This window comes from Enterobacter sp. GD03975 (assembly GCF_029838645.1).
In the GTDB taxonomy this organism is placed as follows: Bacteria; Pseudomonadota; Gammaproteobacteria; order Enterobacterales; family Enterobacteriaceae; genus Enterobacter; species Enterobacter quasihormaechei.
The window spans coordinates 185942-210545 of the sequence record NZ_JAOBZC010000006.1 but is presented as its reverse complement, the minus strand read 5'-3'; the positions used below and the strand labels follow the sequence as shown (position 1 = coordinate 210545).

Genomic DNA, 24604 nt, shown 5'->3' with positions numbered 1-24604 from the left:
CCATCTTACCGACGACGCCCCAGCTTCACCGCTTTCAGCACCACAAACTTGTTGTTCGTCGCAATGGTGACGCAGTTACCGAAGATCTTTTTCAGCTTGTGGAAGTAGTCCAGGTGGCGGTTCGCCACGATGTACAGCTCGCCGTTGATTTTCAGGCAGCGGCGCGCGTGGTGGAACATCTCCCACGCGACGTTATCCGTCAGGGCGTGCTTCTGGTGGAACGGCGGGTTGCAGAACACGGCGTTAAAGCGGAAAGGCTCTACGCCGGAGAGCGCGTTGTTAATCATAAACTCGCAGCGGTCCAGCGCCTCCGGCATGTTGGTTTCCACGTTCAGACGGCTGGAGGCCACCGCCATCGGCGACTCGTCGCTGAACACCACGCTGGCTTCCGGATTCTTCGCCAGCAGCGTCAGGCCGATCACCCCGTTGCCGCAGCCCAGATCGACAATTTCCCCTTCCAGATTTTCCGGCAGATGTTCCATAAAGAAACGCGCCCCGATGTCCAGACCGGTGCGTGAGAAAACGTTCGCATGGTTGTGGATGGTCCAGTCGGTGCCTTCCAGCTTCCAGCTCAGGGTTTCCGGCGCGTCGGCCAGTTCCGGCGCGCTAAAGGTACAGTTGATCAGGCGCGCTTTTTTCCAGGCCAGCGTGGTGGTGGTCGGGCCGAGCACTTTCTCGAACAGCTCCAGCGTCGAGGTGTGAATATCGCGCGCCTTCGCACCCGCGATAATACGCGTTTCTGGCGTCACGACCTTACGCAGCGCCCGCAGCTGCTGTTCCAGCAGCGCCATGGTTTTGGGCACTTTGATCAGCACCACGCCCGGCGCCTGCGGGTAGTCCGCGGTGCTGTCGAGGAACTTCACGCTGGATTCGTCGATATCGTTGTGACGCAGGTTTTCACGCGTCGCCAGCTCGCTCAGGTAAGAATCGCCGATGCTGTAAGGTGCGTGTTCCGCCAGCGCGCAGCCCAGCGCACCAAACGCGTCATTCAGGATCAGGACCGGGCCGCGGATTTCAGTCTCATCCAACTGTTGCAGCAGATATTCATCCGCCGCTTCCCACGCCTGAAGCGGGTTTACGTCGTCCGTTTCCGGGAAACGTTTAAGGTTGAGTGAACGGAAACCGTTGTCTAAGTGGCTCATCGGCCCTCCTGAATGGTAAAATTTGGCGTATCCCTGAAAAGGGTGCGTGAGTATACCCGTTTTATTGTCGATTTGGGGCGTTGATGAACCAACTTACTTATCTCCAGGGCTATCCGGAGCATTTACTTTCCCAGGTTCGCAGCCTGATTGCCGAGCAGAAGCTCGGCGCGGTGCTGGAAAAACGCTATCCCGGCACCCACGATTTCGCGACCGATAAGGCGCTCTGGCAGTATACGCAGGATCTGAAAAACCGTTATCTCAGAAGCGCCCCGCCAATCAACAAGGTGATGTACGACAACAAGATCCACGTGCTGAAAAACGCGCTCGGCCTGCACACCGCCATCTCCCGCGTGCAGGGCGGCAAGCTGAAGGCTAAGGCGGAGATCCGCGTGGCGACCGTTTTCCGTAACGCGCCGGAAGCCTTTCTGCGGATGATCGTGGTGCACGAGCTGGCGCACCTGAAAGAGAAAGAGCACGACAAAGCCTTCTATTCCCTGTGCTGCCATATGGAGCCGCAGTACCACCAGCTGGAGTTTGATACCCGGCTGTGGCTGACGCATTTATCGTTAAAGAGTAATGCGCAGTAGCGCACGCGAAATGTCATGATGACGTGCTACAGTGGTTTTAAGTTCCCTGCTACGGAGTACGTAAACGTTTATGATACGTTTCGCAGTCATCGGTACGAACTGGATCACGCGCCAGTTCGTCGACGCCGCCCACGAAACCGGCAAATATAAGCTCACCGCAGTCTATTCCCGCAGCCTTGAGCAGGCGCAGAGTTTTGCGAATGACTACCTGGTTGAACATCTGTTCACCTCGCTCGATGAGATGGCACAAAGCGACGCCATTGACGCGGTCTATATCGCCAGCCCGAATTCTCTGCATTTCCCGCAAACGAAGCTGTTCCTCAGCCACAAAAAGCACGTGATTTGCGAGAAGCCGCTGGCCTCCAATATTGATGAAGTGGAAGCCGCCATTCAGCTTGCCCGGGAAAACCAGGTGGTGCTATTTGAAGCGTTCAAAACCGCCAGCCTGCCGAACTTCCTGCTGTTGCAGCAGTCCCTGCCCAAAATTGGCAAAGTGCGTAAAGCCTTTATCAACTACTGCCAGTATTCCTCGCGATACCAGCGCTATCTGGACGGCGAAAACCCGAATACCTTTAACCCGGCCTTCTCGAATGGCTCAATTATGGATATCGGTTTTTACTGTCTGGCCTCTGCGGTCGCGCTGTGGGGTGAACCGCACGGCGTGACGGCCACCGCCAGCCTGCTGGAGAGCGGCGTGGATGCCCACGGTATCGTGGTGCTGGACTACGGTGATTTCAGCGTGACGTTGCAGCACTCGAAGGTCAGCGACTCCGTGCTGCCAAGCGAAATTCAGGGCGAAGACGGCTCGCTGGTGATCGAAAAAATCTCTGAATGCCAGAAGCTCAGCATCGTCCCGCGCGGCGGAAAAGCGCAGGAGCTGACGCAGCCTCAGCATATTAACACTATGCTTTATGAGGCAGAGGTCTTCGCCCGTCTGGTAGAAGACAACGAAGTGAACCACCCTGGGCTGGCGATCAGCCGCACCACGGCGAAGCTGCAAACGGAGATCCGCCGACAGACCGGCGTGGTGTTCCCAGCAGACGGCGTGAATGTGGAAGCCGTCGCGTAAAGCTGTGTAATGAAACCGTGCAGAGCATTGACGAAATCGATGGTCTGACATATTTTGTTACCTGCAAAGGGGAGTAACTTCTTCGCCGGTGGATCGTCATTACGATGCGTGCAAAACCGCATCCGGTCGCCGGGCAACCTTCATGGTTGTAAGTGAGACCTTGCCGGAAGGCGAGGTCTATGCATAAAAAGCTAACGGCTATCGTCTTCTGACCATAGCCGTTTTTGTTTTTTTATGTGTAAGGAAAATAGTATGCATTCTGTCGGCACTCCAATGCTGTGGGGCGGATTCGCGGTAGTCGTGCTCATCATGCTGGCAATCGACCTCTTTTTGCAGGGTCGTCGCGGCGAGCATGGCATGAGCGTCAAGCAAGCCGCCGTCTGGTCGCTGGTATGGGTATCCCTCTCACTCCTCTTCTGCGCCGTCTTCTGGTGGTACCTGGCCTCAACCGAAGGCCGTGCGGTGGCGGATCCTCAGGCACTCGCCTTCCTCACCGGCTATCTGATTGAAAAAGCGCTGGCGGTTGATAACGTCTTCGTCTGGCTGATGCTGTTCAGCTATTTTGCCGTGCCTGCGGCCCTGCAACGCCGCGTGCTGGTCTACGGCGTGCTGGGTGCCATCATCCTGCGTACCATCATGATCTTCGCCGGCAGTTGGCTGATTACCCAGTTCGAATGGCTGCTGTACGTGTTCGGCGCGTTCCTGCTGTTCACCGGGGTCAAAATGGCGCTGGCGAAAGAAGACGATACCGGTATCGGTGATAAGCCGCTGGTGAAGTGGATCCGTGGTCATCTGCGCATGACGGACAAGATCGAAAGCGAGCACTTCTTCGTGCGTAAGAACGGCCTGCTGTTCGCCACCCCGCTGCTGCTGGTGCTGATTCTGGTCGAGCTGAGCGACGTTATCTTTGCGGTGGACAGTATTCCGGCAATCTTCGCGGTCACCACCGACCCGTTCATCGTCCTGACCTCGAACCTGTTTGCGATCCTCGGCCTGCGTGCGATGTACTTCCTGCTGGCAGGTGCGGCAGAGCGCTTCTCCATGCTGAAGTACGGTCTGTCGGTGATTCTGGTCTTCATTGGTATCAAGATGCTGATTGTCGATTTCTACCATATCCCGATCGCCATTTCGCTCGGCGTGGTGTTTGGCATTCTGCTGGTGACGCTGGTTATCAATACCTGGGTTAACCGCCAGCACGATAAAAAGCAGCAGGTTTAGTGCGTTTTGCCCGGTGGCGCTGCGCTTACCGGGCCTACACGGACCCAATTCGTAAGCCGGGTAAGCGCAGCGCCACCCGGCCTTTCCATTAAGCAATAGTTAAAAAACATGACGCAACACGTAAAATCCAGCATTTTACTCTTCCGCCTTTCCCCGCTTTCCTTGATACTCAACCAGGCAAACAAATATTTACATCCTGAAATAAATGTGACTTAGAGCACATCCAGGATGGAACACAATTTCACTTAGGAATTTAGTATGAGCACACAATCTAAGGGCCTGCTTGCGCGTCTGACGCAGGGCAGCCTGGTTAAACAAATCCTGGTAGGGCTGGTTCTGGGTATTCTGCTGGCGCTGGTGTCAAAACCTGCCGCGGAAGCAACAGGGCTTCTCGGAACGCTTTTCGTGGGCGCGCTGAAGGCCGTTGCGCCGGTGCTGGTACTGATGCTGGTGATGGCTTCTATCGCCAATCACCAGCACGGACAAAAAACCAACATTCGCCCGATTCTCTTTTTATATCTGCTGGGCACGTTTTCTGCTGCGCTGACCGCAGTGGTCTTTAGCTTCCTCTTCCCCTCCACGCTGCATCTGACCTCTGCGGCGGGCGACGTTACGCCGCCTTCAGGCATTGTGGAAGTGCTGCGCGGCCTGCTGATGAGCATGGTTTCTAACCCCATTGATGCCCTGCTGAATGCCAACTACATTGGCATCCTGGTGTGGGCGATCGGCCTGGGCTTCGCCCTGCGTCACGGCAACGAAACGACGAAAAATCTGGTCAACGACATGTCCAACGCCGTGACCTTTATCGTGAAGGTCGTGATTCGCTTTGCGCCTATCGGTATCTTCGGCCTGGTGTCGTCTACTCTGGCCACAACCGGCTTTGACGCGCTGTGGGGCTACGCGCAGCTGCTGATGGTGCTGGTCGGCTGTATGCTGCTGGTGGCGCTGGTGATCAACCCGCTGCTGGTGTTCTGGCAGATCCGCCGTAACCCGTATCCGCTGGTGCTGACCTGCCTGCGCGAGAGCGGCGTATACGCCTTCTTTACCCGCAGCTCGGCGGCAAACATTCCGGTCAACATGGCGCTGGCGGAGAAGCTGAACCTGGATCGCGATACCTATTCGGTTTCAATTCCACTGGGTGCAACCGTGAACATGGCGGGTGCGGCGATCACCATCACCGTGCTGACGCTGGCGGCCGTGCATACGCTGGGTATTCCGGTCGATCTGCCAACCGCCCTGCTGCTGAGCGTGGTGGCATCCCTGTGCGCCTGTGGCGCCTCCGGCGTGGCGGGCGGCTCGCTGCTGCTGATCCCGCTGGCGTGCAATATGTTCGGTATCCCGAACGAGATTGCCATGCAGGTGGTCGCGGTCGGCTTTATTATCGGCGTATTGCAGGATTCCTGCGAAACGGCGCTGAACTCCTCTACCGACGTGCTGTTCACCGCTGCGGCCTGTCAGGCGGAAGACGCGCGTTTAGCGAAGAATGCCCTGCGAGGTTAAAAAGAAAAGCCCGGTGGCGGCTACGCCTTACCGGGCCTACAGAATATCGTAGGTCGGGTAAGCGTTAGCGCCACCCGACATAACGCTTACAGCGTCACACCACTCTTAAAGAGCGCCAGCTCGCGGAAGTCGTTCTTCTCGTTACAGGATTGCTTGCCGCTGGCGATTTCCACGATGACATCAACAAATTCATCGAGCAGCTGCGGCATCGCCTTGCCGTGGATCAGCTGGCCCGCGTCAAAGTCGATCCAGTGCTTTTTCTTCGCCGCCAGTTCGCTGTTGGTGGCGATTTTCACCGTCGGCACAAATCCGCCGTACGGCGTACCGCGCCCGGTACTGAACAGCACCATGTGGCAGCCCGCCCCCGCCAGCGCACTGGTGGCGACCGCGTCGTTACCCGGCGCGCTCAGCAGGTTCAGACCATGGGTTTTCAGCCGTTCGCCGTAGCGCAGCACATCCACCACCTGGCTGGCCCCGGCTTTCTGAGTGCAGCCGAGGGATTTCTCTTCCAGCGTGGTGATGCCCCCCGCTTTGTTACCCGGCGACGGATTCTCATAAATCGGCTGGTTATGGGCGATGAAGTACTGCTTGAAGTCGTTGACCATGGTGACGGTCTTCTCAAACGTCTCTTCATCGCGGCAGTGGCTCATCAGAATGCGCTCCGCGCCAAACATCTCCGGCACTTCGGTCAGCACCGTGGTGCCGCCGTTGGCAATCACGTAATCCGAGAAGCGGCCCAGCATTGGGTTAGCCGTAATGCCGGAGAGACCGTCAGATCCGCCGCACTCCAGGCCAAACTTCAGCTCGCTCAGCTTGCCCGGCTCGCGCCTGTCGTGGCGCATCACCTCATACAGCTGATGCAGCTGTTCAACGCCCGCTTCCACTTCGTCGTCCTGGTGCTGACACACCATAAAGTGCACGCGCGCAGGGTCGAATTCCCCCAGCGTTTCGCGGAAGGCATCCACCTGGTTGTTCTCGCAGCCCAGGCCGATCACCAGCACCGCGCCCGCATTCGGGTGGCGCACCATGTTTTGCAGCATGGTGCGGGTGTTGATGTGGTCGTCACCCAGTTGCGAACAGCCGTAGGTGTGGCTGAACAGGTGCACGCCGTCGGTGCCTTCAGCATCGTTGGTCTCTTTCAGGAAGCGCGTCTGGATTTGGCGCGCGATCCCGTTCACGCAGCCGACGGTCGGAAGGATCCACAGCTCATTGCGGATCCCCACCTCGCCGCTGGCGCGGCGGTAGATCTGCACCTCACGATCGGCCGCCTGTCCTTCTTCTGGCTGGAAGTCAGGTTGATAGCTGTACTCGTCCAGATCGCTGAGATTGGTGCGGGTATTGTGCGAATGAATATATTCACCCGGCGCAATATCCGCCAGCGCATGACCGATGGGCAAACCGTACTTCACCACGTTCTCCCCTTTCGCGATGGGGATCAGGGCAAACTTATGTCCACGTCCAATGGCCTGGCGTAACGTGACCGACTGGTTGTCGAAGGTAACTTCCATCCCTTCGGCTAAATCTGCCAGCGCGACGGCAACGTTATCCAGCGAATGGATTTTGATGTATTGCATATCAACCTCAAACGGCCTAGTTCAGTTCAATGGCGAAGTAGTCACGCGCATTGTTAAAGCAGATGTTTTTCACCATTTCGCCCAGCAGCTGGATATCCGCTGGCGCTTCACCCGCGTGCACCCAGCGGCCAATCATCTGGCACAGAATGCGGCGGAAATATTCATGACGGGTATAGGACAGGAAGCTGCGACTGTCGGTCAGCATACCCACGAAGCGGCTTAACAGACCGAGCTGCGCCAGCTGCGTCATCTGACGTTCCATGCCGTCTTTCTGATCGTTGAACCACCAGCCGGAGCCGAACTGCATCTTGCCCGGCATACCTTCCCCCTGGAAGTTGCCGATCATGGTGCCCAGCACTTCGTTATCGCGCGGGTTCAGGCAGTAAAGAATGGTTTTCGGCAGCAGGTTTTGCTCGTTCTGTTTGCTCAGCAGCTTAGACAGCTCTTCCGCCAGCGGGCGGTCATTGATGGAGTCGAAGCCCACGTCCGCGCCCAGCAGTTTGAACTGACGCTGGTTGTTATTACGCAGCGCGCCGATGTGGTACTGCTGCACCCAGCCGCGACGGGCATATTCCGCGCCGAGGAACACCAGCACCGCCGTTTTGAACTGGGCGACTTCATGCTCGCTTAACTGTTCGCCGGAGAGACGACGCGCCAGAATGCTGTCCAGTTCGGCTTCGTTGGATTCCGCGAACAGCACCACGTCCAGCGCGTGGTCAGAAACTTTACAGCCGTGTGCGGCGAAGTGATCCAGACGTTTGGTCAGCGCAGATTGCAGATCGGCAAAACGGCGGATGTCGGTATCAGACACTTCCGCCAGTTTCGCCATGTAGTCATTAAAGGTTGCCAGCTCGATGTTGAAGGCTTTATCCGGGCGCCAGCTTGGCAGCACCTTGATGTCAAACGTGCTGTCCTTCGCGACAACCGCGTGGTGCTCCAGGGAGTCGATCGGATCGTCGGTGGTGCCCACCATTTTCACGTTCATCTGCTTCATGATGCCGCGCGCCGAGAAGCTATCCTGCGCCAGCAGTTCGTTGCACTGGTCCCAGATTTCATCCGCAGTGGCGGGAGACAACAGCTTGCCGGTGATACCAAACGGACGACGCAGTTCGAGGTGCGTCCAGTGGTAAAGCGGGTTCCCGATGGTGTGCGGCACGGTAGCGGCCCAGGCGTCGAACTTCTCGCGATCGGTGGCGTCACCGGTACACAGGCGCTCGGCCACGCCGTTGGTGCGCATTGCGCGCCATTTATAGTGGTCACCCTTCAGCCAGATATCATACAGGTTTTTGAAACGGTAATTTTCGGCAACCTGCTGCGGCGGTAAGTGGCAGTGGTAGTCGAAAATCGGCTGGTCTTTCGCATAGTCGTGGTACAGGCGGCGAGCAAATTCGGTATCTAACAGAAAATCTTCGGTCATAAACGGCGTCATTATCGTCTTCCTCATTACGGGAGCGTCAGAAAGCTTATGTTCAGATGCTGCAAAGTTATCACACCAATTTCCAGAGTCCGACGTTTTTTTCGTGAGTTAGATCAATAAACGTCGACAAATAAATTACCCTCAAAGGGGTAAACCCTCCTGCAAGCCGCGCCATATCTGGCTTTGCGCGCGTTGCTTAATGACCACACAAAGATTCACACTTTTGTGATGTCACTCACCTTTTAAAGTTGTATGACAAGTTATCTTTTCGCCGTCGCAAACTATAAGCCGACGGAATGCATTACCGGTGTTTGATACATCGGATTTAACGGTACGGAAGCCGACTTAGCACGATTATTTATGGCAAGGTTCGGGCCGTTCCGGGACAGGTTCCCGGTTACGCCCCTCCCGTTACAGAACAGCTCCCGGCAACGGTTGAGTTGTTGCCGTGTCCCGACACGGAAATAACATAACGATGAGGTTTTACATGCGTAAAATTAAAGGGTTACGTTGGTACATGATTGCACTGGTGACGCTCGGCACCGTGCTGGGCTACCTGACACGTAACACCGTGGCAGCAGCGGCGCCAACGTTGATGGAAGAGTTGCATATCTCCACGCAGCAATACTCTTACATCATTGCGGCTTATTCTGCCGCTTACACCGTAATGCAGCCTGTTGCAGGTTATGTTCTAGATATTCTGGGTACAAAAATTGGTTACGCCTTCTTCGCCGTTGCCTGGGCCGTGTTCTGCGGCGCGACCGCACTGGCAGGCAGCTGGGGCGGTCTGGCGCTGGCGCGTGGCGCGGTAGGTGCCGCCGAAGCGGCGATGATCCCCGCAGGTCTGAAAGCCAGCTCTGAGTGGTTCCCGGCAAAAGAGCGTTCCATCGCGGTGGGTTACTTCAACGTGGGTTCATCCATCGGGGCGATGATTGCGCCGCCGCTCGTGGTGTGGGCTATCGTGATGCACAGCTGGCAGATGGCGTTCATCATTTCCGGGGTGCTGAGCTTCGCCTGGGCCATGGCATGGCTGATCTTCTACAAGCACCCGCGCGACCAGAAAAAGCTGTCTACCGAAGAACGCGACTACATTATTAACGGCCAGGAATCTCAGCATCAGACCGATAACGGCAAAAAGATGTCCGTCTGGCAGATCCTGGGCACCCGTCAGTTCTGGGGTATCGCCCTGCCACGCTTCCTGGCAGAGCCGGCCTGGGGTACGTTCAACGCCTGGATCCCGCTGTTCATGTTCAAAGTTTACGGCTTTAACCTGAAAGAGATCGCGATGTTCGCCTGGATGCCAATGCTGTTTGCTGACCTGGGCTGTATCGTCGGCGGCTACCTGCCACCGCTGTTCCAGCGCTGGTTTGGCGTGAACCTGATTGTCTCCCGTAAGATGGTGGTCACCATGGGCGCACTGCTGATGATCGGCCCGGGTATGATCGGCCTGTTCACCAGCCCTTACGTGGCTATCGCGCTGCTGTGTATCGGTGGCTTTGCTCACCAGTCCCTGTCTGGCGCGCTGATTACGCTCTCTTCCGACGTGTTTGGCCGTAACGAAGTGGCCACCGCCAACGGCCTGACCGGTATGGCCGCCTGGACAGCGAGCACGATGTTCGCCCTGGTGGTCGGCGCGCTGGCGGATACCATCGGCTTCAGCCCGCTGTTCGCGGTACTGGCTATCTTCGACCTGCTGGGTGCGGTGGTTATCTGGACGGTGCTGAAAAGCAAATCTGCCGACGAGCTGGCGAAAGAGTCCCTTGGGGGACCGGCGACGCAGAGTTAGCTTGTTGTGCCGGGTGGCGCTACGCTTACCCGGCCTACAAAACCCGTAGGCCCGTGCAAGCGAAGCGCCGCCGGGCATTTAAAGGCCGCTGAGTAGCGGCTTTTTTAATGGCGAAATCTGGAGACTGACACGCAAAAGTGGTATAACAAATCAATCGCCGTACCCTGCCTGGAGCGCATATGGAAATCACCGAATCACGTCGTTTATATCAACAACTTGCCGCCGAGCTGAAAGATCGCATCGAGCAAGGTGTCTATCTTGTCGGTGATAAACTGCCCGCCGAGCGTTTCATTGCGGATGAAAAAAGCGTCAGCCGTACCGTGGTGCGCGAAGCCATCATCATGCTGGAAGTGGAAGGCTACGTTGAAGTTCGCAAAGGTTCCGGCATTCACGTGATTTCCAACCAGGCCAAACACTCCCCCGCCCCGGACGAAAGCCTGGAATTTGCCAGCTACGGCCCGTTTGAGCTTCTCCAGGCTCGCCAGCTGATTGAGAGCAACATTGCGGAATTTGCGGCGACGCAGGTGACCAAGCAAGACATTATGAAGCTGATGGAAATTCAGGACCACGCGCGTAAAGAAAAATGCTTCCGTGATTCCGAATGGGACCTGCAATTCCACGTCCAGGTTGCCCTTGCGACTCAGAACACGGCGCTGGCGGCAATCGTTGAAAAAATGTGGACTCAGCGCGTTCACAACCCGTACTGGAAGAAATTGCACGATCACATTGATTCCCGCACGGTAGACAACTGGTGTGACGACCACGACCAAATCCTCAAAGCGCTGATTCGTAAGGATCCGCATGCGGCAAAACTGGCGATGTGGCAGCATCTGGAGAACACCAAACAGATGCTGTTTAATGAAACCAGCGATGACTTCGAATTTAACGCTGACCGCTATCTTTTTGCCGATAATCCGGTGGTTCACCTCGATACTGCGACCAATCTCGCAAAATAAGCCTTCGTACTGCCGGCAGGCGCACCGCCGCGCCCTCCGGCCAGACAGGGTAAGAAAACCTCTATAGTGTCAGCCTTTGTAAAATCTCTCGCTCCCCTCCGTGGCTTACGCCAAAATCGTGTTTCCCCTCAAATTCTGTGACGCAGAACGTCGGGCTTTGTTACAATTGGATTCACTTCGTTATTTTGTAAGTTAGTGCTTGCTAACCAGCCAATTAACAGGGAACAGTGTTGGCCACACCTCAATGTGTCCGCGAGCGACCATAATGAAATCATAACAATGTCGCCGTGCTGTTTTCCCGAATGACAGGCGTGACGTTAACCGATTTCCAGGAACACTGAATGGAACTTTTGACCCAACTACTGAATGCCCTCTGGGCTCAGGATTTCGAAACGCTGGCCAACCCATCCATGATTGGCATGCTCTACTTTGTGTTATTTATGATCCTGTTCCTTGAGAACGGCCTGCTGCCTGCCGCCTTTTTACCGGGCGACAGCCTGCTGGTGCTGGTTGGGGTGCTCTGTGCAAAAGGGGCGATGGCTTTCCCGCAAACGGTCTTGCTTTTGACCATTGCCGCCAGCCTGGGTTGCTGGGTGAGTTATATTCAGGGGCGATGGCTGGGCAACACGCGGATCGTCCAGAACTGGCTTTCGCATCTTCCGGCACATTACCACCAGCGAGCCCACCACCTGTTCCATAAGCACGGGCTTTCCGCCTTGCTGATCGGCCGCTTTATCGCCTTTGTACGCACCCTGCTGCCGACCATCGCGGGCCTGTCTGGCCTCAGCAGCGCGCGTTTCCAGTTCTTTAACTGGATGAGCGGCTTGCTGTGGGTTCTGATCCTGACCACGCTCGGCTACGCGCTCGGGAAAACCCCGGTCTTTATGAAGTATGAAGACCAGCTGATGTCTTGCCTGATGCTGCTGCCGGTCGTTCTGCTGGTGTTTGGCCTGGTCGGTTCACTGGTTGTACTGTGGAAGAAGAAATACGGAGCCAGGGGTTAACAATGGTTATCTCCCCGCTCGCCCTGCGTCGTTTCTCTTACGCCATCGTTGCGCTGATGATGTTCAGCGCCCTCATTCTGCTGTGGTCTGCGCTACAGCATCAGGAGTCGACGCTGGCTATCCGTCCTGTGAATCAAGGAACCAGCGTGCCGGATGGTTTTTCCATCTGGCATCATCTGGACGCAAACGGGATCCGCTTTAAGAGCATCACGCCGCAAGACGATGTCCTGCTGATAAAGTTTGACTCCAGTGCGCAAAGCGCCGCGGCGAAAGCGGTGCTGGACCGAACGCTGCCGCAGGGTTACATCATCGCGCAACAGGATGATGACAGCCACGTCGCCTCGTGGATGTCACGGCTACGCGACACGTCGCATCGATTTGGTTAACGACTAATATTCCGAATATTTTCACCTACTTTGGTGAAACTCCCGTTTACTTACTATGCTTAAGTACGCGGAGCACCCCTCAGATGTTCTCCGCAAAGTTCTGGAACACGGCTTACGCCGTAACACAATGGAAGGTTTCTATAATGAAATACCGCATCACCCTTGCTCTGGCCCTTTTTTCTTTAAGCACAGCTTCCTTCGCGATGTCTCTTTGTCAGGAGAAAGAAAAGGATATCCAACGCGAAATCAGTTATGCCGAGAAGCATAACAATCAGCACCGGATCGACGGTCTGAAAAAGGCGTTGAGCGAAGTGAAAGATAATTGTACGGACAGCAAGCTGCGTGCCGATCATCAGGAAAAAATCGCTGAACAGAAGGACGAGATAGCCGAGCGCCGTCAAGACCTGCAAGAAGCGAAAGAGAAAGGTGATGCGGAAAAAATTGCCAAGCGCGAGAGGAAGTTGCAAGAGGCGCAGGACGAACTGAAAGCGCTGGAAGCTCGCGATTATTGAGTTAACGGAAATCTCAACAGGAGAGAATCATGTCAAAAGATACAACTTCAGAAAATCTGCGCGCTGAACTGAAATCCCTGGCGGACACCCTGGAAGAGGTGCTGAACTCTTCTGCCGATAAATCGAAAGAAGAAGTGAGCAAACTGCGCAGCAAAGCGGAGCAAGCGCTGAAAGAGAGCCGTTACCGTCTGGGTGAAACCGGCGACGCGCTGGCGAAACAGACCCGCGAAGCGGCTGCGCGCGCAGACGAATATGTACGTGATAATCCATGGACGGGTGTAGGTATTGGCGCCGCAGTGGGTGTGGTGCTGGGTGTCCTGCTGACGCGTCGTTGATTATGGAAGATCCACGTCACGCACAAGGGCCTGCTAAAAACGTCCTCGGCATCGGCCAGCGTATTCTTACGACGCTGGTCGGGATTGCCGAAACGCGCGTCCGGCTTGCGGTAGTGGAGCTGGAAGAGGAGAAAGCCAACCTCTTCCAGATGCTGCTCATGCTCGGGCTTACGATGCTCTTTGCCGCGTTTGGCCTGATGAGCCTGATGGTGTTAATCATCTGGGCTATCGATCCACAGTATCGTCTGAACGCGATGATTGCCACAACCGTGGTTCTGCTGGTTGCAGCGCTGATAGGCGGTATCTGGACCCTGCATAAAGCGCGTACCTCGACCTTCCTGCGCCACACGCGTCAGGAGCTGGCCAACGACCGCGCCCTGCTGGAGGATGATAAGTCGTGAGCGACAAAGCCGAACGTCAGAAGCGTAAAGCGTATCTGCTGAGCCAGATCCAACAGCAGCGGTTGGATCTGTCCGCCAGCCGACGCGACTGGGTTGAGGCCACGCATCGGTTTGACCGGGGCTGGAACACTGTTCTGAGCCTGCGCTCATGGGCGCTGGTCGGCAGCAGCGTGATGGCGATCTGGTCGGTTCGGCATCCTAATATGCTGATCCGCTGGGCACGCCGCGGCTTTGGTGCCTGGAGCGCCTGGCGTCTGGTGAAAACCACGCTGCGTCAGCAGCAGCTGCGCTAGCCTTCTCGTCGGGTGGCGCTGCGCTTACCCGGCCTACGGTAAAAAGTAGGCCGGGTAAGGCGTAGCCGTCACCCGGCAACATCTCTTCATGCTCCCTTACTCAATATCTTTGAAAAAGATTGACAGTTTTCCTTGCTAACAATTGCCACCCGCCCCGTTTACACTCCTCTCCATCGACAGCAAAGACGCGGTATCTACCCGATTTTGCAAGCAAATAACGTTTAGCCGCTGATGTGGTTTCCTGGAGAGTAAAATGAAAAAATTAGAAGATGTTGGTGTACTGGTAGCGCGTATTCTGATGCCAATTCTGTTCATCACCGCGGGCTGGGGCAAAATCACCGGTTATGCGGGTACCCAGCAGTATATGGAAGCGATGGGCGTGCCGGGGTTCCTGCTGCCACTGACTATCCTGCTTGAGTTCGGCGGTGGCCTGGCGGTGTTGTTCGGTTTCCTGACCCGCACCACGGCGCTGTTCACCGCAGGCTTCACCCTGCTGACGGCGTTCCTGTTCCACAGCAACTTTGCCGAAGGCGTGAACTCCCTGATGTTCATGAAAAACCTGACCATTGCAGGCGGCTATCTGCTGCTGGCCATCACGGGCCCTGGCGCTTACAGCATCGACCGTCTTCTGAATAAGAAGTGGTAAGCACGCTATACTGATTAAATTCAAAGCGAGGAGACATCTCCTCGCTTTTGCTATCTGACGGAGGAGTAAAAAATGGGACAACTCGTAGACGGCGTCTGGCAGGATGTCTGGTATGACACCAAATCCACCGGCGGACGCTTTAAGCGCTCTGTTTCGGCCTTCCGTAACTGGCTGACCGCCGACGGCGCACCCGGCCCGAGCGGCGAAGGGGGCTTCGCGGCGGAGAAAGATCGTTATCATCTGTACGTTTCTCTCGCCTGCCCGTGGGCGCACCGCACGCTGATTGTGCGCAAGCTTAAAGGCCTGGAATCGTTAATTCCGGTTTCGGTGGTGAACCCGCTGATGCTGGAAAACGGCTGGACCTTTGACAGCGATTTCCCTGCCGCGACGGATGATGAACTTTATCACCACGATTTCCTGTATCAGCTCTATCTGCGCGCCGATCCGCACTACACCGGACGCGTAACCGTACCGGTGCTGTGGGACAAGAAAAACCAGACGATCGTCAGCAATGAATCCGCTGAAATCATTCGCATGTTCAATACTGCGTTTGACGCGCACGGCGCCCGCGCCGGGGATTACTATCCGGCGGAGCTGCGCGAGAAAATTGACGAGCTGAACGGCTGGATCTACGACAACGTGAACAACGGCGTCTATAAGGCCGGTTTCGCCACCAGCCAGGAAGCCTACGACGAAGCGGTCGGAAAAGTCTTTGAATCCCTGGAGCGTCTGGAGCAGATCCTCGGCCAGCATCGTTATTTAACGGGCGATCGTCTGACCGAAGCGGACATCCGCCTGTGGACGACGCTGATCCGCTTTGATCCGGTTTACGTCACCCACTTCAAGTGCGACAAGCATCGCATCAGCGACTACCTGAACCTGCACGGTTTCCTGCGCGACATCTATCAGATGCCCGGGATTGCGGAGACGGTCGATTTTGACCATATTCGCACCCACTATTTCCGCAGCCACAAGACCATCAACCCAACGGGCATCATCTCCATTGGCCCGTGGCAGGATCTGGATGAACCGCACGGGCGCGACGTGCGTTTCGGATAATTATTTAGGGAATCAATTGATTCCCTTTTTTAATTCACAGCATACATCTATCCTTACCTCGATCGCTTAGAAAACAAGTGATTGACTGATTAAGAGGCAAGGAAAATGGACTGGTATTTAAAAGTACTGCGCAACTACGTTGGATTTGGTGGCCGCGCCCGCCGCAAAGAGTACTGGATGTTCGTTCTGGTGAACTTCGTCCTGATTATGGTGCTGGGCATTGTGGACAAAATCCTCGGCTGGGAGCGAGAGGGGGGTGAAGGCATACTCACCACCATTTATGGTGTGTTAGTTCTGCTGCCTTCATGGGCCGTGCTGTTTCGTCGTCTCCACGACACCGATCGTTCGGCGTGGTGGCTGTTGTTGCTGTTGATCCCGCTTATCGGCTGGATCGTGATTTTGATTTTCAACTGTCAGAGCGGAACGCCGGGCGAAAACCGCTTTGGTCCGGATCCTAAGACAAGCGCGTAAATTCTGCCCGGTGGCGCTTACGCTTACCGGGCCTGCATGCTTATTTGTTGTGATGCGCAAAGAGCTTGGGTATTTCTCGCAAACACCACGATTTGGCTTCGCCCATGCTGTCGCGACGCCACGCCATAATGATATCCACTTCACTGGTGTATTCCGGGCTGACCACGCGCAGCCGCCCCTCAGCAATATCCTTTTCGACGAACGGATACGGCATGGTCGCCACGCCCAGCCCGGCGAGCAGCGCCTGGCGCTTATCTTCCAGCGACGTCACCGTCAGACGCGGCTGTTTATCCAGCAGCTGAACCGTCAGCACCGGACGCTCGCGCGCGGTATCCGCCACCGCCACGCCGCGGTACTTCACGCGCGTCACTTCAGAGAGCGGCTCCGGCTCCTGGTGAATCGGGTGATCCGGCGCGGCGACGTAGACGTTCATCACGCTGTAAAGTTTGCGCGAGTTGATTTCTGACGATGAGCGGAAGTGCATGTCCGGCGCAATGACGATATCCGCCCTGCCCGTCTCGAGCCGCTCCCATGCCCCTGCCAGCACCTCGGTGATGATCGACAGCTGGGTATTGGCTTTTGCGGCCAGCCTGTCCACCAGCGGGAACAGCGCCTCGGTGGGCACCAGCGCTTCGGTCACCAGCGTCAGATGGGTTTCCCAGCCGCGGGCCAGCGCCTCGGCGTCCGTCGTCAGCTTATCCGCCGCTTCCAGCAGCACACGGCCGCGTTCCAGCAGCATTCGCCCAACGTTGGTGAATTTTGTTCGATGACCGGAGCGATCGAAGAGCACAACATCCAGCTCCTCCTCCAGCTTTTGCATGGTATAGCTCAGCGCAGACGGAACGCGCCCCAGTTCATCTGCCGCGGCGGCAAAACTGCCACGCCTGTCAATTGCGTCCATGACGCGAAGCGCCTCAAGCGTCAATGCTCTCTCTTTAGCCATCTCGTTCTCATTCAGTAAATTTGAACATACCGGGCAGAATATCTGGCTAACAATGCAGCGTCCATACCTTTACCATTGATTTAGTGTAAAGAGAGGTCAAGTTTATGATTACGACAAGAACAGCGAAACAGTGCGGACAAGCCGATTTCGGTTGGTTGCAGGCCCGCTACACCTTTTCCTTTGGACACTACTTTGACCCTAAACTCCTTGGTTACGCTTCACTGCGCGTACTGAATCAGGAGGTGCTCGCTCCGGGCGCGTCCTTCCAGCCGCGCGCGTATCCGAAAGTCGATATCCTGAACCTGATCCTGGAAGGCGAGGCAGAATACCGCGATAGCGAGGGCAATCATGTCCAGGCAAAAGCTGGCGAGGCGCTGTTAATTTCTACGCAGCCCGGTATTAGCTATAGCGAGCATAACCTCAGCAAAGACAAAACGCTGACCCGCATGCAGCTGTGGCTGGATGCCTGTCCGGAGCGGGAAAATCCCCTGGTGCAAAAGATCGACCTGAAGGGCGATAAACAGCAGCTGATTGCCTCGCCAGACGGCAGCAAAGGCAGCTTGCAGTTACGCCAGCAGGTATGGCTGCACCATATTGAACTGAAAAAAGGTGAACAGGTGAGCTTCCAGCTTCATGGCCCGCGCGCCTATTTACAGTCCATTCACGGCACGGTACATGCGGTAACGCATACGGAAGAGAAAGAAGCGCTCACCTGCGGTGACGGGGCGTTTATTCGTGATGAAGCGAATATCACCCTAGTGGCAGATACGCCGCTGCGCGCGCTGCTGATTGATTTGCCGGTTTAAAAAAAACCTCACCATAGCCCTCTCCCCAATGGGGAGAGGGGAAATTTTTACACCTTACTCGCCATAATCTCAATAATCTGCCGGTCCGTTGCCTGCATTGAGCGACACGCCAGCGCGCACAGGTTAGAGATAGACTGTTCCACGTCGTGGGTCACAATCCCCTCGTTACCCGTCACGGCTGTATCATCCAGCGCCATCATCACAGCTTTCCAGGCGCTGGTGACGCTGGTCGAGACCTTCATGGCGCAGCTGTTAGACGCCCCGTCGCAGATCATCCCGCTGACGTCACCGATCATACTGCCGATGGCCATGGAAATGGTCTGGTAAGAACCGCCCATTAGCCACGCCATTCCCGCCGCAGCGCCCATCGCCGCCGTTGTCGCCGCACACAGCGCGGACAAACGCGGAAGCTGGTAATGGATGTAGATAGCCGACAGATGCGAGAGCATCAACGCCCGCGCCAGCCGTTCGTCATCGGCCTGAACGTGTTCAGCGACCACGACAACCGGCATGGTAGCCGTAATCCCCTGATTCCCGGAGCCCGAGTTGCTCATCGCCGGCAGCGTCGCGCCGCCCATGCGAGCATCCGAAGCCGCGCTGGTGCGGATAACAATGTCTGAACCCAGATCCTGGCCCATCCATCCGCATGCACGCTGCTTATTGAGCGTCGCGCCAACGTGCAACCCCCACTTTCCATTGAGCCCTTCACGAGAGAGCGCATCGTTCAATTGCCCTGCTTCCAGGATAAAGCGGATCGCCTCGAACGGTACCTGCTCCACAAACTCCAGGATCTGCGAGAGCGTGGTGTTTGACAGTACCGCCAGCGGATCGTTACTTACCTCGGTTTGCCGATCGTCAAGCCTCAAGCGCGTTTCGCCCTGACAAACCACCTCCACCACTCGGGTATGCCCGCCGGCGATAGTCACCATCGCCGAGGAATCTCCAGCGTACACGCAGGCACGTGAATAGAGGATCTCATCGCACGGCTCCTGCAATTTCACCTGCACCAGGCCTGCTTTGAGCATTGCTTTGGCGCGCGTTAGCGCCTCGGCAGAAGCGTCTTTCAACACCTCCAGCCCGGCGTGGGCATTACCGCCCGTCGCCCCCAGCGCCGCCGCGATAGGTAAACCAACCATGCCGGTGCCGGGCACCGTTACGCCAAGCCCGTTTTTCATCAGGTTTGGCGATACCCACGCCTCAATACGCGTCACCTCACCGGAAAGCTCTCCGGCAGCCATCGCACAGGCCAGCGCCAGTGAGACGGGTTCGGTACACCCCAGCGCAGGCCTTACCTCCTCCTGCACGGCGCGAATAAAATGGTTCCATAAAGGATTAATTTGCTCAGACATCGTTACGACCTTATTTAACCTCATGAGAAGGCGAGGAAAGGAGAAACACAAAGCAGCAGCCCGGTAATCACAATAATCACCAGCGACACGCCTTTATATTTATGAAGGGCGGGCACTTTGTAGACCAGCCACGCCGGAATTAAGCAGCCCACCATCCCGAAAATAGGGCTACAGATGGAGGTGAAGCTCAGCACCGGCGCGTTTAACACAATCGCGCTCCAGGCGAGCAGGATGGCGAACAGCATAATCCCGCGCTGGACGGCGCGTTCATTGATGCTCTCAGCCGGCATTTTACGGCGCAGGATATTCATCACGATGCCCTGCGTCGCTTCACGAAAGCCGAGATAGACGCCGAAGAAGGCAGTCATGACGGCAAAGATATTGAGAACCACGCTGACGATTTTGACCCAGCCCGCGCCGTCGCCGCTGATAAACTGCGCCGCGATTGCCAGGGCGGAAATATTCTGCTCGTAGGCTTTAACCGCCTCGTCGTGTCCCATCGCCAGGGTGAAAGAGACGGCGTAGAAGAAGACCGTCACAAACAGTATGCCAAAGGCGATATTCATCGCCCGCAGCGCCTTATGACGCGCCACCTCAACGGATTTTTCCCGCGAACGATAGGAAATCACCATCGGGCTTAACGTCTGGATAAACAGAATGGAGGTTAAGGTGAAAGGCAGCGTAATAATGGCGTTTTTAATCAGCAGCCCCATCGGCGGCAGCATACCGACGTTGGCTAAATGCCAGAGGCCGATCATCGAAAGCCCCAGCGCCGCCACCACAAATAATTTGGTCAGCACCATCAGGCTGGAGACTTTAAACAGCAGCTTTTCACCGCGCGAAGAAATAGCGACCAGGATGCAAATCAGGAATAAGCCGTAGAAGGGATTTTCCGACAGCAACCCCTCGGTGACGCCGAAGGTGTGCAAATAAGATGCGCTGTCGTTGGTGATAGCCGTGGAATAAACAAACATCCAGATGACCAGCATCACGAAATAAAGTGCACCCAATAAGATGCCCCAGTTTTTACCTAAATAACCGCTAATCACGCTCGGGTAGTCTTTACATTCCGGGGATTCCGCCAGCGTATTAATAAATAACCGCTGGAAGAGGTACATGGCCGGATAACCAATTATCGACGAGAGCAAAAAGACCCACAGCCCCATTAATCCAACCTGCACCGGAAGAAAAACGATACCCGCGCCGATAGCCATCCCGATACTCATGATGACCCAGCCGGTATCGGTGCTGTCGAATTTGATCGCCTCTCGCCATTCGCTTTCGCTCATTCCCGCCCGCCTTGCCGCAGGGGAATCACTCACAATCACACTGCTGTTTGTTGCCATATTCATTGGGCACTCGCTTATTTTGTAGGGTAAGTAATTGTTTTTATGTGGTTCCGATCGCCAGCGATTGCGAGTCAGAGAGTGCAGGTGTGTGTTATTGGTATGGGAAGATCATATCCGTAGCGCGGGAGAAAAAAGTCACAACTTTAATGAGGGTTTTCTGTATTGGGAGGAAATTTTTCTGTTGAGAAATTCAACACGGAGATATTTTTCTAAAAGTGACGGCGTTCACGAAATCAAAAGCCTCCCCAGATGAGGAGGCTTAACGGCAATCTATATCACATCGCCTGCGTAAACGTCCGCGAAATCACGTCCTGCTGCTGCTCGCGCGTCAGGGCGTTAAACCGCACCGCATACCCCGAAACGCGGATGGTCAGGTTCGGGTAGTTCTCCGGATGAGCAATGGCATCCAGCAGCATCTCCCGGTTCATGACGTTGACGTTCAGGTGCTGCCCGCCTTCGATAGACGCTTCGTGATGGAAATACCCGTCCAGCAGCCCCACAAGGTTGGTTTTGCGCACCAGTTCATCCTTGCCCAGCGCCTGCGGCACGATGGAGAAGGTGTAGGAGATCCCGTCCTTCGCATAGGTGAACGGCAGCTTGGCCACTGAGGTTAACGACGCCACCGCCCCTTTCCTGTCGCGACCGTGCATCGGGTTGGCGCCAGGTGCAAACGGCGTACCGCCGCGTCGTCCGTCCGGCGTGTTGCCCGTTTTCTGGCCGTAGACCACGTTGGAGGTGATAGTCAGGATCGACTGCGTCGGCACCGCGTTGCGATACGTCGGCAGCGCCTGGATCTTCTTCATAAAGCGCTCCACCAGGTCGCAGGCGATGCTGTCAACGCGATCGTCATTATTGCCGTACTGTGGATAGTCGCCTTCAATCACGAAATCGACCGCCAGGCCGGTGTGGTCGCGCACCGGTTTCACCGTGGCGTATTTAATCGCCGACAGGGAATCCGCCGCCACCGACAGCCCGGCGATGCCGCAGGCCATGGTGCGATAGACGTCACGATCGTGGAGCGCCATCAGCGAGGCTTCGTAGCTGTACTTATCATGCATATAGTGAATGAGATTCAGCGCGCTGATGTACTGCACCGCCAGCCAGTCCATAAAGTGATCCAGGCTCGCCATCACGGTGTCGTAATCCAGCACCTCATCCAGCAGCGGCTCGGTTTTCGGGCCGACCTGGATCTTCAGCTTCTCATCCACCCCGCCGTTAATCGCGTACAGCAGCGTTTTCGCCAGGTTGGCGCGGGCGCCGAAGAACTGCATCTGCTTGCCGATCACCATCGGACTGACGCAGCAGGCGATGGCGTAGTCGTCGCTGTCGAAGTCGGCGCGCATCAGATCGTCGTTCTCATATTGCAGCGAGGAGGTGACGATCGACACCTGCGCGGCGTATTTCTTGAAGGCAATCGGCAGCTGTTCGGACCAGAGGATCGTCAGGTTTGGCTCCGGCGCAGGCCCCATGGTGTGCAGGGTATGCAGGTAGCGGAAGCTGTTTTTGGTCACCAGCGTGCGGCCATCCAGCCCCATGCCGCCGATCACTTCCGTGGCCCAGATCGGATCGCCGGAGAAGAGCGTGTCGAACTCCGGCGTGCGCAGGAAGCGTACCATGCGGATCTTCATGATGAAGTGGTCGATCAGCTCCTGGGCCTGCATCTCGTTCAGCCTTCCTGCCTGCATGTCGCGCTCAATGTAGATATCAAGGAACGAGGCCGTGCGCCCCAGCGACATCGCCCCGCCGTTCTGGGATTTCACTGCGGCAAGGTAGGCAAAGTAGACCCACTGCACCGCTTCCTGTGCGTTCATCGCCGGACGTGAAATATCAAAGCCATAGTTCGCAGCCATCTGCTGGATCTGGAGCAACGCGCGCTTATGCTCCGCCAGCTCCTCGCGCAGGCGGATCGTTGCCTCCAGATCTTCTCCGCGCTCCAGTTTTCCCTGAAGATCGGCGAACTGGAGTTCACGCTCGCGCACCAGATAGCTGATGCCGTACAGCGCCACGCGGCGGTAGTCGCCGATGATGCGCCCGCGCCCGTAGCCGTCCGGCAGACCGGTCAGCACGCCGGATTTACGGCAGCGCATCATCTCCGGGGAGTAAACGTCAAACACGCCCTGGTTGTGGGTTTTGCGCAGGTCGGTGAACAGGTATTCAAACTGCGGATCCATCTCGCGACCGTAGGCGTCGAACGAGCTGCGGATCATGTTGATCCCGCCGTACGGATGCAGGGCGCGCTTGAGCGGCTTGTCGGTTTGCAGGCCGACGATCGTCTCCAGCGCCTGGTCAATATAACCCGGCCCGTGAGCGGTAATGGTGGTGGCGATGTTGGTGTCAAAATCCACCGGAGCGTGGGTGGCATTCTCCTGGCGAATGCCGACCATCACCTTCTGCCATAGCGCCGTCGTTGCTGGCGTCGCCTGCGCGAGGAAAGCTTCATCGCCTTCATAAGGGGTGTAGTTATGCTGAATAAAATCGCGGACGTTAACGGCGTTTTTCCATTCTTCACCGCGAAACCCGGCCCATGCGTCGCTGAAGGGCGCGACGCCCGTATCGATTGTTACTTTCATCAGATTCTCGCTTTATCAGGCGTAAGCCGCAGCCGGGGTGACCTTCCCAAGACGGAGGGCGTCCAGCGCGATCATTTTTTCTTCATTGGTAGGGATAACCGCGCAGGTTACGCGGGAGGTATCAGTGGAGATGACGCGCTCACCCGCGCTGCCCGGCAGAGCGTTTTTCGCCTCGTCGAGCGCGATGCCAAACACCTTCAGGTGTTCCGCCACCAGCGCGCGGATCAGCGTGGAGTTTTCACCGATGCCGCCAGTGAAGATCACGCCATCCAGCCGGTGCAGAGACGCGGCGTGACCGGCGATATGCCGCGCTATGCGGTGGACAAAGGTTTTTATTGCCAGCTGTGCCCGCTCGTTGCCTTCGTGCCAGGCTTTCTCCAGCGCGCGTAAATCGGAGGAGATGCCGGAGATCCCGAGCAACCCGGACTCTTTGTTGACCACGCGCTCCAGATCCTCGAACGACTGGCCGGTCTGCTGGGCAATCCACGCCATCGCGCCGAAATCCACGTCGCCGCAGCGCGTACCCATCACCAGCCCCTCCAGCGGCGTCATGCCCATGGACGTGTCCACGCTCTCGCCGTTACGCACCGCGCAGATGGACGCCCCGTTGCCGAGGTGGGCAATCACCAGGCCGCTGTCCTCGGGGGACAGCCCGAGGAGCGCGTGTGCCTGCCCGGACACATAGCGGTGAGAGGTGCCGTGGAAACCGTAGCGGCGCACGCCCAGCTCTTCAAAATAGCGGTACGGCAGACCGTACAGATACGCCTGCGGCGCCATGGTCTGGTGGAAGCTGGTGTCAAATACCGCCACCTGCTGCACGCCGGGGAACAGCCGCTCTGCGGCTTCCACGCCGCTCAGGTTGGCGTAGTTATGCAGCGGCGCCAGCGGGGAAACCAGGCGGATCTGCTCAATGACCTCTTCCGTGATGAGGGTCGACTCGCTGAAGAGATCGCCGCCGTGAGCGATGCGGTGGCCAATCAGGGCCACGCTGCTCATCAGGTCACGCTTCTCCAGCTCGAGGGCAATGGCGGCCAGCGCCCCTTCGTAGTCCTGGTGAGCCAGTCTGACCGGCTCACCCCCGTTCACGGAAATAAAGGCTTTTTCAGTGTTGATGCCGTCCACAATGCCCGTCAGCAGGGCTTCGCAGCCTGCTGCGTCCAGCACCGAAAACTTAACGGAGGACGATCCGCAGTTGATAACCAGTACTACCGGAAATTCAGTCATGTGTTAC

At 56.6% G+C, this 24604-nt stretch carries 24 protein-coding genes; 16 read left to right on the top strand and 8 right to left on the bottom strand.

The window, feature by feature from the left end; genetic code table 11:
• Positions 1 to 5 precede the first annotated feature (5 nt).
• Positions 6 to 1142: a 23S rRNA (guanine(1835)-N(2))-methyltransferase RlmG gene (gene rlmG / locus N5C09_RS13070; protein ID WP_279749180.1), complete on the bottom strand. Its 1137-nt coding sequence runs from the start codon at positions 1140 to 1142 to the stop codon at positions 6 to 8.
• A gap of 83 nt (positions 1143 to 1225) precedes the next feature.
• On the opposite strand from rlmG, the gene N5C09_RS13065 reads away from it, so the two are divergent.
• From N5C09_RS13065 to sstT, 4 genes are all read left to right on the top strand, one after another.
• Entirely contained in the window at positions 1226 to 1729 is a 504-nt protein-coding gene (locus N5C09_RS13065) for a M48 family metallopeptidase (protein ID WP_063451100.1), read from the top strand.
• A gap of 70 nt (positions 1730 to 1799) precedes the next feature.
• Entirely contained in the window at positions 1800 to 2798 is a 999-nt protein-coding gene (locus tag N5C09_RS13060) for a Gfo/Idh/MocA family oxidoreductase (RefSeq protein WP_063451099.1), read from the top strand.
• A gap of 252 nt (positions 2799 to 3050) precedes the next feature.
• Positions 3051 to 4016, top strand: a complete 966-nt coding sequence (locus tag N5C09_RS13055; protein WP_063867641.1) for a TerC family protein — start codon at positions 3051 to 3053, stop codon at positions 4014 to 4016.
• A 258-nt stretch (positions 4017 to 4274) separates the two neighbouring features.
• A complete protein-coding gene (sstT, locus tag N5C09_RS13050) occupies positions 4275 to 5516 on the top strand; it encodes a serine/threonine transporter SstT (RefSeq protein ID WP_112792111.1) in 1242 nt (413 codons plus the stop codon).
• Positions 5517 to 5602: 86 nt separating this feature from the next.
• Here the strand turns inward: sstT and N5C09_RS13045 are convergent, their stop codons facing one another.
• Both N5C09_RS13045 and uxaC read right to left on the bottom strand, forming a co-directional pair.
• The gene (locus N5C09_RS13045; protein ID WP_279749179.1) at positions 5603 to 7090 is read right to left on the bottom strand and encodes an altronate dehydratase family protein; all 1488 of its coding nucleotides are present in this window, start codon (positions 7088 to 7090) and stop codon (positions 5603 to 5605) included.
• A 16-nt stretch (positions 7091 to 7106) separates the two neighbouring features.
• Positions 7107 to 8519: a glucuronate isomerase gene (uxaC, locus tag N5C09_RS13040; protein ID WP_107533925.1), complete on the bottom strand. Its 1413-nt coding sequence runs from the start codon at positions 8517 to 8519 to the stop codon at positions 7107 to 7109.
• 475 nt (positions 8520 to 8994) lie between these two features.
• On the opposite strand from uxaC, the gene N5C09_RS13035 reads away from it, so the two are divergent.
• The 11 genes from N5C09_RS13035 to N5C09_RS12985 all read left to right on the top strand — a co-directional run bounded on the left by N5C09_RS13035 (position 8995) and on the right by N5C09_RS12985 (position 16356).
• Positions 8995 to 10293, top strand: coding sequence for an MFS transporter (locus N5C09_RS13035; protein ID WP_063451094.1), 1299 nt, complete (start codon positions 8995 to 8997; stop codon positions 10291 to 10293).
• A gap of 179 nt (positions 10294 to 10472) precedes the next feature.
• A complete protein-coding gene (gene exuR, locus N5C09_RS13030; RefSeq protein WP_063451093.1) occupies positions 10473 to 11249 on the top strand; it encodes a transcriptional regulator ExuR in 777 nt (258 codons plus the stop codon).
• Between the two features lie 341 nt (positions 11250 to 11590).
• Positions 11591 to 12253: a DedA family general envelope maintenance protein YqjA gene (gene yqjA, locus N5C09_RS13025; RefSeq protein ID WP_022649475.1), complete on the top strand. Its 663-nt coding sequence runs from the start codon at positions 11591 to 11593 to the stop codon at positions 12251 to 12253.
• Between the two features lie 2 nt (positions 12254 to 12255).
• Positions 12256 to 12639, top strand: a complete 384-nt coding sequence (gene mzrA / locus N5C09_RS13020; RefSeq protein ID WP_063867631.1) for an EnvZ/OmpR regulon moderator MzrA — start codon at positions 12256 to 12258, stop codon at positions 12637 to 12639.
• Positions 12640 to 12782: 143 nt separating this feature from the next.
• Positions 12783 to 13151, top strand: a complete 369-nt coding sequence (locus N5C09_RS13015) for a DUF1090 domain-containing protein (protein ID WP_063451091.1) — start codon at positions 12783 to 12785, stop codon at positions 13149 to 13151.
• 29 nt (positions 13152 to 13180) lie between these two features.
• Positions 13181 to 13486 (top strand): YqjD family protein, encoded by a 306-nt coding sequence (locus tag N5C09_RS13010; protein WP_003862645.1) that lies wholly within the window; start codon positions 13181 to 13183, stop codon positions 13484 to 13486.
• 2 nt (positions 13487 to 13488) lie between these two features.
• A complete protein-coding gene (locus N5C09_RS13005) occupies positions 13489 to 13887 on the top strand; it encodes a phage holin family protein (RefSeq protein WP_003862647.1) in 399 nt (132 codons plus the stop codon).
• The gene (locus N5C09_RS13000) at positions 13884 to 14180 is read left to right on the top strand and encodes a YqjK-like family protein (protein ID WP_003862649.1); all 297 of its coding nucleotides are present in this window, start codon (positions 13884 to 13886) and stop codon (positions 14178 to 14180) included. Before N5C09_RS13005 ends, N5C09_RS13000 begins: the two co-directional genes overlap by 4 nt.
• Before the next feature lie 253 nt (positions 14181 to 14433).
• Positions 14434 to 14826, top strand: a complete 393-nt coding sequence (locus N5C09_RS12995; RefSeq protein ID WP_063867629.1) for a DoxX family protein — start codon at positions 14434 to 14436, stop codon at positions 14824 to 14826.
• A gap of 72 nt (positions 14827 to 14898) precedes the next feature.
• Complete coding sequence (locus N5C09_RS12990) at positions 14899 to 15885, top strand: glutathione S-transferase family protein (protein ID WP_279749178.1); 987 nt, start codon at positions 14899 to 14901, stop codon at positions 15883 to 15885.
• Positions 15886 to 15990: 105 nt separating this feature from the next.
• Entirely contained in the window at positions 15991 to 16356 is a 366-nt protein-coding gene (locus N5C09_RS12985; protein WP_063451088.1) for a DUF805 domain-containing protein, read from the top strand.
• 40 nt (positions 16357 to 16396) lie between these two features.
• On the opposite strand, the gene yhaJ is transcribed toward N5C09_RS12985, so the two are convergent.
• Positions 16397 to 17299, bottom strand: coding sequence for a DNA-binding transcriptional regulator YhaJ (gene yhaJ / locus N5C09_RS12980; RefSeq protein WP_003862655.1), 903 nt, complete (start codon positions 17297 to 17299; stop codon positions 16397 to 16399).
• A gap of 104 nt (positions 17300 to 17403) precedes the next feature.
• On the opposite strand from yhaJ, the gene N5C09_RS12975 reads away from it, so the two are divergent.
• Entirely contained in the window at positions 17404 to 18105 is a 702-nt protein-coding gene (locus N5C09_RS12975) for a pirin family protein (protein ID WP_063451087.1), read from the top strand.
• Positions 18106 to 18152: 47 nt separating this feature from the next.
• Here the strand turns inward: N5C09_RS12975 and N5C09_RS12970 are convergent, their stop codons facing one another.
• The 4 genes from N5C09_RS12970 to tdcD all read right to left on the bottom strand — a co-directional run bounded on the left by N5C09_RS12970 (position 18153) and on the right by tdcD (position 24597).
• Positions 18153 to 19454 (bottom strand): serine dehydratase subunit alpha family protein, encoded by a 1302-nt coding sequence (locus N5C09_RS12970; protein ID WP_279749177.1) that lies wholly within the window; start codon positions 19452 to 19454, stop codon positions 18153 to 18155.
• 20 nt (positions 19455 to 19474) lie between these two features.
• Positions 19475 to 20806: an amino acid permease gene (locus tag N5C09_RS12965; protein ID WP_203465233.1), complete on the bottom strand. Its 1332-nt coding sequence runs from the start codon at positions 20804 to 20806 to the stop codon at positions 19475 to 19477.
• Between the two features lie 272 nt (positions 20807 to 21078).
• Complete coding sequence (gene pflB / locus N5C09_RS12960) at positions 21079 to 23373, bottom strand: formate C-acetyltransferase (RefSeq protein WP_279749176.1); 2295 nt, start codon at positions 23371 to 23373, stop codon at positions 21079 to 21081.
• Between the two features lie 15 nt (positions 23374 to 23388).
• Positions 23389 to 24597, bottom strand: a complete 1209-nt coding sequence (tdcD, locus tag N5C09_RS12955) for a propionate kinase (RefSeq protein ID WP_279749175.1) — start codon at positions 24595 to 24597, stop codon at positions 23389 to 23391.
• Between the last annotated feature and the right edge of the window lie 7 nt (positions 24598 to 24604).